A 12,789-nucleotide genomic window follows, 5' to 3' on the forward strand; every position below is an offset into this window, starting at 1 on the left:
ATTCATGACGTTGAAACAAACATTTAGCGGCGGCCTGTTTGGACATGCTTCGGCACTGGTTTTAGGGGCTGCGTTGGCGGTTTCCGGCACCGCAGTTGCAGAAAGCGCCAGTCGGGCTTTCAGTATCCCCGCAGGCTCTCTGTCTACCGCGCTGAATCGCTTGGCGGAATCCGGCGGCTTGCAACTGGTCTACGACACGGCAATCACTGAGGGTTTGCAAAGCAAGGGCCTTAGCGGCAATTACACCCCGGAAGCCGCGTTGCAACATCTGCTGGGAGGTAGCGGTTTGAGTTACCGCATCGCGGAAAACGGCAATATTTTGATCGAAAGACCGGCTTTGAATTACAAACAGGACCCTACGGCGTTGCCGGCGGTGAATGTGGTGGGCAAAGCCAGCAGTAGCTTTGACGGCGAAGACCCCTACAACACCGATTACATGAGGCCGAACGCTATAACGGCCACCAAAACCGACACCCCGCTGATGCAAACACCGATGTCGGTGAAAGTGGTTCCACAACAGGTTTTAAAGGATCAACAAGTCATCACCGTTGACCAAGCGCTGAGTAATGTCAGTGGTGCGACCAGCGGTGCCGGCGGCACCGGAACGTTTTTTTTACGTGGCTTCGGTAACTACAATATTTATCGCGATGGCTTTTTGAATCAAAGCCAATGGTCTCACACCGAAGACTTGGCCAACGTCGAGCGGGTCGAAGTATTGAAGGGGCCGGGTTCCATACTCTACGGACGTTCGGAACCAGGCGGATTGGTCAACTTTGTTACCAAGCAGCCACTGGATACGCCATATTACAGCCTACGCCAACAATTCGGTTCGTTTGATCATTACCGTACCAATATTGATGCCAGCGGACCACTGACCGCTAACAAAGATTTGGCTTACCGTTTTAATTTAGGCTATCAATCCAATCATTCCTTCCAGGAATTCGGCGGCAACGAGCGCCTATTCGTGGCACCTAGCTTGCGCTGGAATATCTCTGACAAGACTGTTTCAACCTTTAAACTGGAATATAGCGACATTAAGGAGACAGGTAACGGAACAGTGCCTTTGATGGGCAATCGTCCAGCACCTATCCCGCGCTCAAGAAATCTTGGCGATTCGTGGAATCTTCAGGAAGATGAATATGTAATGCTGTCGTTTAACACTGAACATGCTTTCAATGACAACTGGAAGTTGCGCCATCGTTTCAACTTCAGCAACCATCAATTGACGATGTCCGGACAATTTCCCGATGGCAACTGGGCACCCGTTGCTGCGAACGGCGATATAACGCGCAGCTTCTGGGCGCAAAACCTGGATGGCAAAGATTATCAACATAACTTTTTCAATGCGCTGGAACTCACCGGAAAATTCAATACCGGCGTTCTGAAGCATACTTTGCTGGTTGGCGGTGACTACTACCGTGCCGATGCCAGAGCAACGATGCACGGGTTTAGCGGTTTTAGCACCGATACCACCAATATCTATAACCCGGTTCATTTGGCTAACGCTTGGACAGTCCCACCAGAGCAAGTAAATACCCAAAACTACACATTGCCTTGGTTTGGACTGTACGCACAAGATCAAGTCGAATTACCTCATAACGTTCACCTGATGGGAGGCTTACGTTATGACAGCGCCGAAATTTCAACCTCTGGGGGAACGCCTGATTCCATTGTGTACAGCCCGACAACGAGTGAAGACCGTGTGTCACCTCGAGGGGGTGTAGTATGGCAGCCAATACCCGAAGTATCAGTTTATGGCAGCTATACCGAAAATTTTGGTGCTGCAAACACTTTGAATCAAGGGATTCCATTACCACCGCAAACCGCTCAACAGTGGGAAACAGGTATTAAGACTGAGCTCTTCGATGGTCGATTTATGGCAACACTGGCCTATTTTGACCTGAAAAAACAAAATTTACCGATGCAAACTTCGCCACTTACCACCAAAGCTATCGGCTCGGCGGAAAGTAGAGGCATTGAGTTCGATTTTAGTGGAGAGATATTGCCGGGATGGAATGTGATTGGCGCCTACGCCTACACCCCATTTGCTAAAACCACTAAGGATGCGGCTACGGCATATGACGCTGATTTTAATGCTGTCGGGATTAACGCCGGAAACACCGGGCTACGTTTGAACAACGCCCCCAAGCATAACGGTAGTTTATGGACGACTTACGAGTTACAAACCGGTGCGTTGCAAGGTCTGAAATTTGGTGCAGGCATGAAAGCTCTTAGTCAGCGGGAAATTGGGTATAACGAAAGTGCTCAGGCTCCAGGATATGCAACGGTCAATTTGATGGCAAGTCAAGCCTGGCAGGTTAGCAAGTCAAAAATTACAGCGCAATTGAATGTCGACAATCTGCTCGATAAAACCTATACGGCGTCCATTTACAGCTACGGACCTACCTATTACGGCGCTCCACGTACTTTTATGGGTGCTATCAAAATAGAGTACTAAGTTCAGAAGTTGAGCCGGGTTGGGCTTTTCGGCCCGGCTTGATATTTCAAACTTGCCTTGTCGCTGACAAAATCCAGTCCAGTAGCGTATCGCGGTTAACCGCGACTATGTCGAGACGCTGTTGTGGGAGATTAAAATACGAATCGGGCCTGTAAAGGACTGTGGCGGAAGGATAACGAATTGGTTTTTGCGCGGGCCGGAGAGAAGCGGGGGTCTCATTGGAAGGGGCTTCGAATCATCCCTGCCTGGATAAAAGCGTTTTTCCGCGCTTTTATCCAGGTATCCCTGGCGTCTTGTTTTCCATGTTCACGGGGGAGAGAACTTAAACATCCTTGACACCGGTGTTTATGTAACAATATCTATGCCAAATATTGCAGGTCTTATGGTTTAAGGGGTTTTCGATAGAATCGATGGTCGTCATCTTAATTTCTATGTTATTTGCCGCAATTAAGGTCTTGCTTTGCGGCATTTCCCGCAAAAACCGGAGTTGGTCAATTCCGGGTTCAATCATGGATAATAAACGTCTCAGTCACAACGCTCGAATCGCCCGTGAAGCATTTCCGCCATCCGGCCCGCTATCGCCAATTTTGGCGCCAACCCAAAGCGGCGCTTTCTTTGTCGCAACGTTGCAAGCGCGGACTGGTTTATGCGGCGCTGTTTTTTGTACTCAGTTCGCTGGTGCTGGTAGGCGTATTGCGGTACCTGCCCGCGCCGACGTCGGCATTCATGCTGCATCAGCATGTTGACGATCTGGCCGAAGGCCGGCGCTATAAGGGTATTGATCAACGCTGGGTCAGTCGCCGGCATATTTCGCCGCACGCCTTTGCTGCGGTGATCGCATCCGAAGATCAATTGTTCTATCAGCATAACGGCTTCGATGTTGACGCCATCTCCAAGGCTTTTAACCAATATTTGCGCGGCGGTAAACTGCGTGGGGCCAGTACGATCAGCCAGCAAGTCGCGAAGAATTTGTTTTTAAGTCCGGCCAAAAACTTCGGCCGCAAGGCCTTGGAGATTTGGTTTACGTTGTTGATCGAGGCGATCTGGGATAAGCCGCGGATTCTGGAAATGTATTTGAATATTGCCGAGTTCGGCGACCATTTATTTGGCATAGAAGCCGCAAGTCGTCGTTATTTCGGTATTTCCGCCCAGCAACTATCTGCCAATCAGGCCGCGCTGTTGGCCGCTACGTTGCCGAACCCGATATTGCTAAAAGCCGATCAGCCCAGCGCTTATTTACATAAACGCCAGAGCTGGATATTGGGTCAGATGCGGGCTTTGGGGAATTGATTTCGTGTTGCTTGTGTTTAATTCTCTGCATCTTCATTGTCCTGCGCGTCTTCTTCAATGGACGGCAGGCCGGATGCATCGGCAATCAGTTCTTTCAGATACTTGTATAACAAGCGCGCCGACTTGGGCGGTTTGGCTTCCTTGGCTTCTTTCTGTGCGTTGCGCTGCAACTGGCGTAGGTGCTGACTATCCGCAGTAGGAAATTCTTCAATAAATAGGGTCAGCTGTTGATTGCCATTGGCTGCCAGCAGCTGGTCGCGCCAGCGCTCGGCCTGATGATGTTCTCTGACCGCATGGGCGCTGCGATTTTTCATCCTAGCCAATTTTTCATGAATTGCGGCAGTATCCAGCTTTCTCAGTTGCGCGGTGATGTATTTCAACAAGCGCTTTCTGGCGGAGTTATGTCCCATTTTCCCGGCATCGCGCATGGCTTGTTCTATGCTCTCGGGTAATTCGAATTCGGCAATGTGCGCAGGGGATAGCGCGCAAATTTCTTCAGCCATCGCAAAAACTTCAGCTATTTCCTTTTTGATGCGGGTCTTGTTGGGGCGTATCGCGTAATGATCACCTTCATCATCTTCGCTTTCGCCGTCGTCATCGGGTTCGTCGTAATAATCTTCTTCTTCGAATTCTTCTTGGTAATCTTCGTCGTTCATGTCAAACCATTGCTATTAAGAAAAGCACGAACATCACTACCATCAACAGGGGCACAATAACGCTGGGCCAATCGGAGGGTGTTTGTTTGCTGCGCGCGATTGCGGCTTTGATGCCGGGCTGCATCCAGAACAAAAGCAGCAGCGCCAGAGCGCCGAGTATCAGGTTTTCCCAGGTTGACAGCATGATGTGACCGCTTTGTTATGAGTGAGGGACTTGCTACTCGTCATTCTAACAAACCTTGCCATGCAATAAGGCATTGCTTGCTGCGACAAATTAAAAGTTGTTTCTCTGGATTTATCGCTAAGCGATTATTGCGGCTGGGTAAATTCAGTTATTCACAGAAGCTGTGGATAACTCTGTGTATTAAATGTCGAAAGCCTTTGCTGTTCCCCGGTAGTACTGGGCTGCGGTCAAATTGTACAGCATTAAGTCACTATGATTAATAGATAATAATCAATAGCTTACAAATGATGCTTTGTATTTCAACGGGTTATTTTGTCAAGCGTTTTATGGTCTTGCCGTAAACAGTTTAATGTGCATAACTTGTTTACATGCTAAGCAAATTTGCTGCCAAACTGCATTTTTTGGCTAGGCTTTAAGCGGGTCAGCTTATATGGTCTGCGCAAATTTGCGATAATGGCCGGTTTTTAAAAAAGAGTCATTTCATGTGGTTTAAAAATCTTGCCGTCTACCGTTTTACCGAGCCATTTACTTTGGATGCTGTTGCTTTGGAGCAAAAACTGCAACAACAGCCGTTCCGATCTTGTGGTAGCCATGATGAGTTCAGTTTTGGCTGGACTGCGCCGCTAGGCAGGGCCTCGGACGCACTGGTGCATGCCAATAACGGTTTCTTGATGTTATGCGGCAAGAAGGAAGAAAAGGTCGTGCCGGCATCGGTGATCAACGAAATGCTGCAAGAACGCATCAACGAAATCGAAGAACGCGAGGCCCGCAAATTACCAGCGAAAGAGCGTAGTCGGATCAAGGACGAATTGATATTTGAACTGTTGCCGCGGGCGTTTTCGTTTTCACGGAAAACCTATGCTTATATCGATAGCCAGGGCAGCTGGCTGGTCGTGGATGCGGCATCGGCTAAAAAAGCCGAAGACATGCTCAGCCAGTTGCGTAAATGCTTGGGGTCTCTGCCCATAGTGCCGCTCACCGCCACCGCCAAGCCGGCTAGCGTGATGACGCAATGGTTGATCGACAACACATCGCCGAAAGATATTTTGATCGAAGACGAGTGCGAGCTGCGTTCGCCGGAAGAAGAAGGCTCGATTATTCGTTGCAAACGCCACGACTTGGCGTTGCCGGAAATCAAGAATCATCTGGATAGCGGCAAGCAAGTGATTAAGTTGGCGATGAGCTGGGCCGAACGCATTTCGTTTGTATTGGACGAGAGCTTGGCTGTCAAGCGGCTAAAGTTTCTTGATCTTATTCAGGAGCAAGCCGCCGATATCGAGGCATTCGACGAAGTCGAACAGTTTGATGCCGATTTTTCTATTATGACTGCGGAACTTGCTCAGTTTTTGCCGCGTCTGCTTGAATTATTTACTGCTGAAGGTAACGCCTAATGAAAACCCGTTTGTTATTCAGTTTGCTGCTGACAGCCAGTACGGCGGCGTCGGCGCTAACGCTGCCGGCACCGGATAGGCCGGGTGACAGCCTGATAGGCAATCCGCCGCATGAAGTTAAATATGTCGCGGCGAAGCATGAAGACACTCTGATCGATATCGCGGTAAATTTTCGGCTTGGGCAAGATCATATCGTATTGGCCAACCCCTATGTGGACCGCTGGTTGCCCCGCGAAGGTACGCAGGTGCGCATCCCCAGCAGCTTTTTGTTGCCGAATGCACCAAGAGAAGGGATCGTGGTTAATTTGCCGGAAATGCGGATTTACTATTACGCGGATGCCGGCCGGGTTGTGACTTATGCAATCGGTATCGGCCGGGAAGATAACTGGAAAACGCCGCTGGGTAAAACGAAAATTACCGGCAAAACCGACAAGCCTTCCTGGACGCCGCCGCCATCCATTATTGCCGAGCATTTGGCTGATGGCGATGTGCTGGATCCTTATTACCCGCCTGGTCCGAATAATCCCTTGGGTTTGTATGCGTTTAAGTTAGGGATACCCGGCTATCTGATTCACAGTACTAATGTTGTTAATGGCATTGGCATGCGGGTGAGTCATGGTTGCATGCGGATGTATCCTGCTGACATTGAGCAGTTTTTTCCAATGGTTAAAGTGGGCACCACGGTCAATATTGTTAATCAATCGATCAAGGTGGGCTGGTATCACGATACCTTGTACATGGAAGTGTATCCAGAGTTGGAAGAAACGCCGGCAACCTATGAGCAGCGCTTGCATACGGCATTGAATTTGATAGAGCAAGCTAATGGCGGGAAAATGCCGGTAATCAAAGGTTCTGTTTTAAAAGCGGCAGTAGAAAAAGCGACTGGTATTCCGGTGGCTATTTATGAGCGTCCTACCCAGACGCCTCCTGTGGTTCAAAGCCAAGCGGCACCTGCGAAATAGAGGCAATAAAAAAGCCCGTGGCCTTGCGGCTCACGGGCTTTTTAAAATCAACAACAGCAATAAAGCTTATTTGTGTTGTGATTTTTTGAACATACGGTCCAATTTGCTGTTGGTATCTTGAGCATATTGGGCAGCACGGTTAGCAGCAGCTTCAGCAGCAGCAGCTTTTGCAGCAGCTTCAGCAGCAGCGGCTTTAGCAGAAGCAGCGTCAGCAGATGCAGTAGAAACTTTGCCTTCCAAAGTGCCTACTCTTGCGTCCAAAGCTTCCAGGTCTGAAGTGCTTGCGCAACCGGTTGCCAAAGCTGCAATTGCAACAACTGCTGATAATGTAATAGCTCTCATCATGGTTTTCCCCTTGATTGTGGTTTCAAAAAATAATAAATGAAAAACGGTGGTAATTGTCCAACATTTTTTTGGATTTTACCAACATTATTTCACCGTTACGAGTGTCCCTTTTTCTACCCATTGACTTAACTGATCGATTTGATCGTTAGTCAACGCGATACATCCGTGTGTCCAATTCATGGATCTGTGGATGGACAGACTACCGCTGCCCAAACCATGAATACCGATTTGCCCACCGAGATCGGTATTTTGCGGCGGAATTTGTCCGGCAGAATGCGCTCTGGCAATAGCTTCGTAAGTGTCGAGATCGATTTTGCCTTTTTTCAAGGCATTATCGGCATTGTCTACATTGGGATAGGTCAAGCCGAAGAACTTACGGAAGGCGCTTCTTTCGTTGATCCAGCCGATCCGATAGTTACCGAGCGGCGTGATGTCATCGCCGCGATGATTTTTTTCGCCCGCGCCATTGCGGCCAATGGCGATATTTTCCAGCACGGCAACCGTCTTGTCGCCCTTCCTGACTTCCATGCTTTGCGTCTGCGTATCGACCAGCAACCAAACATCCTCGCCAGCGAAACTGCGCGCCGATACGGTACAGCCCATCACAATCAAAACACCTAATAATTTTTTCTTTATCATGGCAATCTGTAAATAATCAAAGTTTTGGTGTAATTTAACCCTTTCGAAACGAGGTATTACAAAGGGTAGCATATGACAACAACAATCACCAAAACGACTCCCTACGATGATCAAAAACCCGGCACATCGGGCTTACGCAAAAAAGTCAAAGTCTTCCAACAACCCAAATATCTGGAGAATTTCGTCCAATCCATCTTCGACAGTCTTGAGGATTTTCAGGGCAAAACCTTGGTGATTGGCGGCGATGGCCGCTACTTTAACCGTAAAGCCATCCAGATTATTATAAAAATGGCGGCAGCCAACGGTTTCGGTGAGCTCATTATAGGCCAAGGCGGCTTGTTGTCCACTCCTGCCGCATCGAATATTATCAGGAAATACAATGCGTTCGGAGGCATTGTTCTATCAGCTAGTCACAATCCCGGCGGCCCTGAAGAAGATTTTGGGATTAAATATAATGTCAGCAATGGCGGCCCGGCTCCGGAAAAGTTCACCGACAAACTGTACGAGAATACCAAAACCATCACCGGCTATAAAAAAGCGCGCTTCGGCGATGTAGATTTAGACGTTATCGGTGAGGTCGAAAAAGGCGGCGTGAAAATTCGGATTATCGATTCGGTAGCCGATTACGCTGAATTAATGGCCAAGATATTCGATTTCGACCTGCTCAAACAAAGCATCCATAACGGCTTCATCACGCTACGTTTCGATGCGATGCATGCCATCACCGGTCCGTACGCCAAGCATATTCTGGAAGATACGCTGGGCGCAGCACCTGGCTCGGTATTTAACGCCGTGCCGCTGGAAGACTTCGGCGGCGGCCATCCCGATCCGAATATGGCTCATGCCCACGAACTTTGTGACATCATGTTCGGCGCCGACGCACCCACTTTCGGCGCTGCCTCGGACGGTGACGGTGACCGCAACATGGTCATGGGCGCGAACATATTCGTTACTCCCAGCGACAGCTTGGCGATTATGGCGGCCAACGCCAGGCTAATTCCTGCTTACGCCAAAGGTATCAGCGGCGTGGCCCGCTCGATGCCGACCAGTCAGGCGGTTGATCGGGTTGCCGACAAACTAAGCCTGCCTTGCTACGAAACCCCAACCGGCTGGAAATTCTTCGGTAACTTGCTGGATGCCGATAAAATTACCATCTGCGGCGAAGAAAGCTTCGGTTCCGGCTCCAATCATGTCCGTGAAAAAGACGGTTTGTGGGCGGTGTTGTTCTGGTTGAATTTAATCGCGCGCAAACGCGAATCGGTAGAAGACATTGTTCATGAACACTGGCAAAAATACGGCCGCGACATTTACTGCCGTCACGATTACGAAGCGGTCGATTCAGACATCGCCAACGGCATTGTCGAGCATCTGCGTAGCCAGTTAAGCAGCTTGCCCGGTAAAAGTTGGGGCGATTACGAAGTCAAGTTTGCCGACGAATTCAGTTACACTGATCCGGTCGACGGTAGCGTCAGCAGCAACCAGGGTATCCGTATTGGCTTTGTGAATGGCTCGCGTATCGTGTTCCGGCTGTCCGGCACCGGCACGGTAGGCGCGACTTTGCGTATTTATTTGGAACGCTACGAGCGCGACGTCAGAAAGCACGATCAGGACGCTCAGATTGCGCTTGCTGAATTAATAGCAATTGCCGAGCAGTTGTGCGAAGTCAAAAAACGTACTGGCAGAACCGAGCCTGACGTTATCACTTGATCGATCCCGGCGGAATAAAACGTTAGGTCTGGCTTAACTGCCTAGCCTAACGGCTCTGTCCGTACGCATCGCGCAAAATCTGTTCTGCGTCACGACCTGCCTCCGCCAAAGCTTGAGCTCTGGCGATGGATAAGCCCAGGCCGTGCCCGGCGCCTATGCCTACAAATTGCCAAGTCTGGTCATCGGCAGCTGTTACCGAATCAGGACAAGAAGGTAGCTTCAGGGTATTGCGAAAAATCTCGCAACTGAGCAGCTCTTCGCTGGTCGGATAAAATAATCTGATAAACAACTCGCCATCTTTGTGCCGTTCGCGGCGAATATCCAGAATTTGATTTTCCGTAAACACCCGGCGTAACTCCTCGCTTGAGAGCTGCCTTTGCCAGCGCTGATCGCCGCCGTTAGCAAACGGCAACCAGTTCAATCCGGATTTGGTCGCCAACTGGTCCAAAAGCTGCATTAACACAATATCGATATGGCTGCTGCTACGACGTGGTTTGTCCTCATGCAACTCGCCGAGATAGACCATGCAATGCGTGGTATCGCAAAGCGAGCTTGATTCATTGTGCCTATGGTTACCGTGACTGCCATTCCAGGCAATCACTGCCCGCATCGCTTCGCGGGCACTGCCAACCAGATTTTGGGCCTCGGCAGCCAACACGCCATCGACATAACTATCGACATCGGTTTCCAGCACCGTTGGCCCATGTTCGTCTGTTTGTCGCAGAACACCTTTCACCACCCGCTCGGATCGGCTGCCACGTGCGCTGGAAACGATCCTGATTTGCCCGCAAACCGTAAAGCGCCCGTGCTGTTTAGCCACTAACGGACAGTCCGGCTCCGCACTCCAACTATCTGGATCGGTAGGCGTTAACAAACTAACCCTAACCGCAGCAAAACGGGCCGGATAGTCGTGCTGCCAGTTTCTTAACAAAGCTGCGGCTTTACTTAATATTGCCGCGCCATTGACGCCGCGTTGCCGAAATATCGCCAGAAATACCGGATGCGCAACCGGCCAGGCCAGCAGTAAATGGCCAGCCAAGGGTCGGCCGTCAACAGTCGAAACCGTGCCGGTTTTTGCCAGAACTTGAAGTTGACGCAACATTTTTTTGTCTTGCTCGTTTTGCCCCGCCAAGGTGGAGTTGGGCAGAATGCCGTTTTGACTCAGGCCGTGAAAATAATCGGGCTTGGATAGCAAAGCCGCCCTCATAGCCAAGGCCAATTCCGGCAAATTAGCTTGTAACGAAAAATCGCCCTCGGCGTTGCGTTCACCCAGATAAGAGCGCCAGATTTGCGGATCCGATGGCGCCACTTGAGCCGGAAGTTTTTGCTCTTTAATCGGCGACAATAACAGGCGATAGCGCTCGATTTGAAATTGCTCGCGACGCTGCAATAGCTTTTCAGTCTCGCTCGCCGCCAGTTCTGCACCCAGCAAATCAGCATCGGCTTGTGCCAATGCCGCAGCATACGGAATTTTCAACAGCGACCCAGGAGGTAAACGACTGGATTGATCCCCGCTGCTCGTCAATATCCGCCCGGACAGTAGGCTCATCAACAGATACGAGCTATCTCCGGCATCGTCGAACGCCACGCCCAGTATTTCAGTTAATTTTGCCGACACGGTACAAAGTTCTCGGGGCCAGCCGGCATTAACCACCAATCGCGCCAATACCGCCCGGTCATTGCCATCTAATTCGGCGCCCTGCCTAACCCGATTCTTAATGCTTTGTAGCTCAAGTTCACTGGGTAAACGTCCGGGTTCGAGATCAGCCAACTCGCCGCTGAAATGCATCGCCCCGGCTTCTTCTGCCCAAGCCGGTAGACGACCGCCACAGCTGCGATGACTGGCTTCGTGAAACAGTTCGTGACGCAGATACACCGCTTCGCTCATCCCGCCCTGTGGTTGTTGCCGCAGATAAATACTGCCTGGCCGCCAGCCCCCGGCATGACTGCCGCTAAATGCCCCGCTAGTCAACGCGGGAAACACCCGCACCGGATCATCCTCGCTAGGTATCTTGTAGCCCTGTGCCGCGAGTTCGCTAGCGGCAACAGTTGCGGTTTGCCGTAATTCAACTTGCTGTGTTAGCGCCCCGAAAAACAAAATAGCCGCACCAACATCAAACAAATATTGCCGCCTGATGCATCGTTTTAATGAAGCATTCATTGGTAGTTGGAGGTTTAAGCTGAGCATGGGTAATCCCGCAAATTGCCGAATAGCGAAGATAGACTAAGAAGTGTCTAAATACTGGATTTTACGATTTAAATTGACAATCAGTCGAATCAGCCTAGAATGCAAGCCAGCTAGAAAATACGATTTACCCTTTGTTTACCAGCTCGATGTCTCTACAGTAGTCCTTCGTCCTAGTTTTTCATTAAGTAATTTCCACATTTACCAGCGTGACCCGCCTTACTTTAGCTAAGGCTTTATCTAAATTTTTATAGGACTTATTATGTCTACAATGACAACTGGCGTCGTAAAATGGTTTAACTCTGACAAAGGCTTCGGCTTTATCGAACAAAAACAAGGCCCTGACGTTTTCGTACATTTCAAAAACATTTTGAACCCAAACAACAGCTACAGAACGCTGGATGAAGGTCAACACGTACAATTCAAATTGGGCCGCGGCCCTAAAGGCCCTCAAGCCGAAGAAGTAACCATCGTTTAAAGATTAAGCCGTAGTTGCCAACAGACACCTACGGCTTTTTTGTTAGATAAAGTGGAAATCAATCGCGGTTTCCACTTTCGTTCTCCCCGTTTCATTCCAGCACACTGGGTAGCTTTCAAAAGCTTCTAGCAAAGCATTCAGCAGACTAAACTTTAATTGTCTGCAATGGTCCAATAGCCATTACAAATTTCAATCAAGCAAAGAGGTGAATCATGTCGTTAAAAAACGAATTCGAAAGTTTGCTCGTTAATCTGGATTCGGTTCGCGAAGAACTGCAACTGAAGCTGCATTTGGCTTCCATGGATGCCAAGGATGAATTTGCAGAAGCGGAAAAACAGTGGTTGCAGATTAAAAGTAAAGCCGCTGAAATTGCCGACGAGTCGATAGAGACTTCCGAAGAGTATATCGCCAAGGCCAAAATTGTTGGAGAGGAGTTGAAGGAAGCTTACCAGCGAGTAGCCAAGCGTCTTTCCGAGTGAGCTGCCTAAACTCAA

The 12,789-nt window shown here is 49.6% G+C and carries 12 protein-coding genes; 7 read left to right on the forward strand and 5 right to left on the reverse strand.

The features are described 5' to 3' along the window. Positions 1-4 precede the first annotated feature (4 nt). Both G006_RS0116160 and mtgA read left to right on the forward strand, forming a co-directional pair. Positions 5-2,458: a TonB-dependent siderophore receptor gene (locus G006_RS0116160; protein ID WP_020484258.1), complete on the forward strand. Its 2,454-nt coding sequence runs from the start codon at positions 5-7 to the stop codon at positions 2,456-2,458. A gap of 549 nt (positions 2,459-3,007) precedes the next feature. After that, complete coding sequence (gene mtgA, locus G006_RS0116170; RefSeq protein WP_020484260.1) at positions 3,008-3,748, forward strand: monofunctional biosynthetic peptidoglycan transglycosylase; 741 nt, start codon at positions 3,008-3,010, stop codon at positions 3,746-3,748. A gap of 17 nt (positions 3,749-3,765) precedes the next feature. Here the strand turns inward: mtgA and yjgA are convergent, their stop codons facing one another. Continuing rightward, positions 3,766-4,404, reverse strand: a complete 639-nt coding sequence (gene yjgA, locus G006_RS0116175; protein ID WP_020484261.1) for a ribosome biogenesis factor YjgA — start codon at positions 4,402-4,404, stop codon at positions 3,766-3,768. Position 4,405: 1 nt separating this feature from the next. Then, complete coding sequence (locus tag G006_RS0116180; RefSeq protein WP_020484262.1) at positions 4,406-4,588, reverse strand: hypothetical protein; 183 nt, start codon at positions 4,586-4,588, stop codon at positions 4,406-4,408. Between the two features lie 482 nt (positions 4,589-5,070). Between G006_RS0116180 and rdgC the strand changes: the two genes are divergently transcribed. Both rdgC and G006_RS25700 read left to right on the forward strand, forming a co-directional pair. Continuing rightward, positions 5,071-5,979, forward strand: coding sequence for a recombination-associated protein RdgC (gene rdgC / locus G006_RS0116185; RefSeq protein ID WP_020484263.1), 909 nt, complete (start codon positions 5,071-5,073; stop codon positions 5,977-5,979). After that, on the forward strand, positions 5,979-6,941 hold the full coding sequence (locus tag G006_RS25700) for a L,D-transpeptidase family protein (protein ID WP_020484264.1): 963 nt from the start codon (positions 5,979-5,981) through the stop codon (positions 6,939-6,941). Before rdgC ends, G006_RS25700 begins: the two co-directional genes overlap by 1 nt. Before the next feature lie 66 nt (positions 6,942-7,007). Here the strand turns inward: G006_RS25700 and G006_RS0116195 are convergent, their stop codons facing one another. Together G006_RS0116195 and G006_RS0116200 are read right to left on the reverse strand one after the other, a co-directional pair. After that, entirely contained in the window at positions 7,008-7,286 is a 279-nt protein-coding gene (locus G006_RS0116195; protein WP_026147103.1) for an Lpp/OprI family alanine-zipper lipoprotein, read from the reverse strand. 84 nt (positions 7,287-7,370) lie between these two features. Further along, on the reverse strand, positions 7,371-7,925 hold the full coding sequence (locus G006_RS0116200) for a L,D-transpeptidase family protein (RefSeq protein ID WP_026147104.1): 555 nt from the start codon (positions 7,923-7,925) through the stop codon (positions 7,371-7,373). A gap of 72 nt (positions 7,926-7,997) precedes the next feature. On the opposite strand from G006_RS0116200, the gene G006_RS0116205 reads away from it, so the two are divergent. Beyond that, positions 7,998-9,632, forward strand: a complete 1,635-nt coding sequence (locus G006_RS0116205) for an alpha-D-glucose phosphate-specific phosphoglucomutase (RefSeq protein WP_020484267.1) — start codon at positions 7,998-8,000, stop codon at positions 9,630-9,632. A 46-nt stretch (positions 9,633-9,678) separates the two neighbouring features. Here the strand turns inward: G006_RS0116205 and G006_RS0116210 are convergent, their stop codons facing one another. Next, positions 9,679-11,793 (reverse strand): hypothetical protein, encoded by a 2,115-nt coding sequence (locus G006_RS0116210; RefSeq protein ID WP_020484268.1) that lies wholly within the window; start codon positions 11,791-11,793, stop codon positions 9,679-9,681. Between the two features lie 295 nt (positions 11,794-12,088). Between G006_RS0116210 and G006_RS0116215 the strand changes: the two genes are divergently transcribed. Both G006_RS0116215 and G006_RS0116220 read left to right on the forward strand, forming a co-directional pair. Further along, positions 12,089-12,295 (forward strand): cold-shock protein, encoded by a 207-nt coding sequence (locus G006_RS0116215; RefSeq protein ID WP_020484269.1) that lies wholly within the window; start codon positions 12,089-12,091, stop codon positions 12,293-12,295. 212 nt (positions 12,296-12,507) lie between these two features. After that, entirely contained in the window at positions 12,508-12,774 is a 267-nt protein-coding gene (locus G006_RS0116220) for a hypothetical protein (RefSeq protein WP_020484270.1), read from the forward strand. Positions 12,775-12,789 lie beyond the last annotated feature (15 nt).

This window comes from Methylomonas sp. MK1 (assembly GCF_000365425.1).
Classification (GTDB): Bacteria; Pseudomonadota; Gammaproteobacteria; order Methylococcales; family Methylomonadaceae; genus Methylomonas.

Excerpts from the sequence above, each read along its gene's own strand:
- rdgC (WP_020484263.1), top strand. The coding sequence starts at position 5,071 with ATGTGGTTTAAAAATCTTGCCGTCTACCGTTTTACCGAGCCATTTACT.
- G006_RS0116180 (WP_020484262.1), bottom strand. The coding sequence starts at position 4,588 with ATGCTGTCAACCTGGGAAAACCTGATACTCGGCGCTCTGGCGCTGCTG.
- G006_RS0116195 (WP_026147103.1), bottom strand. The coding sequence starts at position 7,286 with ATGATGAGAGCTATTACATTATCAGCAGTTGTTGCAATTGCAGCTTTG.
- G006_RS0116160 (WP_020484258.1), top strand. The coding sequence starts at position 5 with ATGACGTTGAAACAAACATTTAGCGGCGGCCTGTTTGGACATGCTTCG.
- G006_RS0116200 (WP_026147104.1), bottom strand. The coding sequence starts at position 7,925 with ATGATAAAGAAAAAATTATTAGGTGTTTTGATTGTGATGGGCTGTACC.
- G006_RS0116210 (WP_020484268.1), bottom strand. The coding sequence starts at position 11,793 with ATGAATGCTTCATTAAAACGATGCATCAGGCGGCAATATTTGTTTGAT.
- G006_RS0116215 (WP_020484269.1), top strand. The coding sequence starts at position 12,089 with ATGACAACTGGCGTCGTAAAATGGTTTAACTCTGACAAAGGCTTCGGC.
- yjgA (WP_020484261.1), bottom strand. The coding sequence starts at position 4,404 with ATGAACGACGAAGATTACCAAGAAGAATTCGAAGAAGAAGATTATTAC.
- G006_RS0116205 (WP_020484267.1), top strand. The coding sequence starts at position 7,998 with ATGACAACAACAATCACCAAAACGACTCCCTACGATGATCAAAAACCC.
- G006_RS0116220 (WP_020484270.1), top strand. The coding sequence starts at position 12,508 with ATGTCGTTAAAAAACGAATTCGAAAGTTTGCTCGTTAATCTGGATTCG.
- G006_RS25700 (WP_020484264.1), top strand. The coding sequence starts at position 5,979 with ATGAAAACCCGTTTGTTATTCAGTTTGCTGCTGACAGCCAGTACGGCG.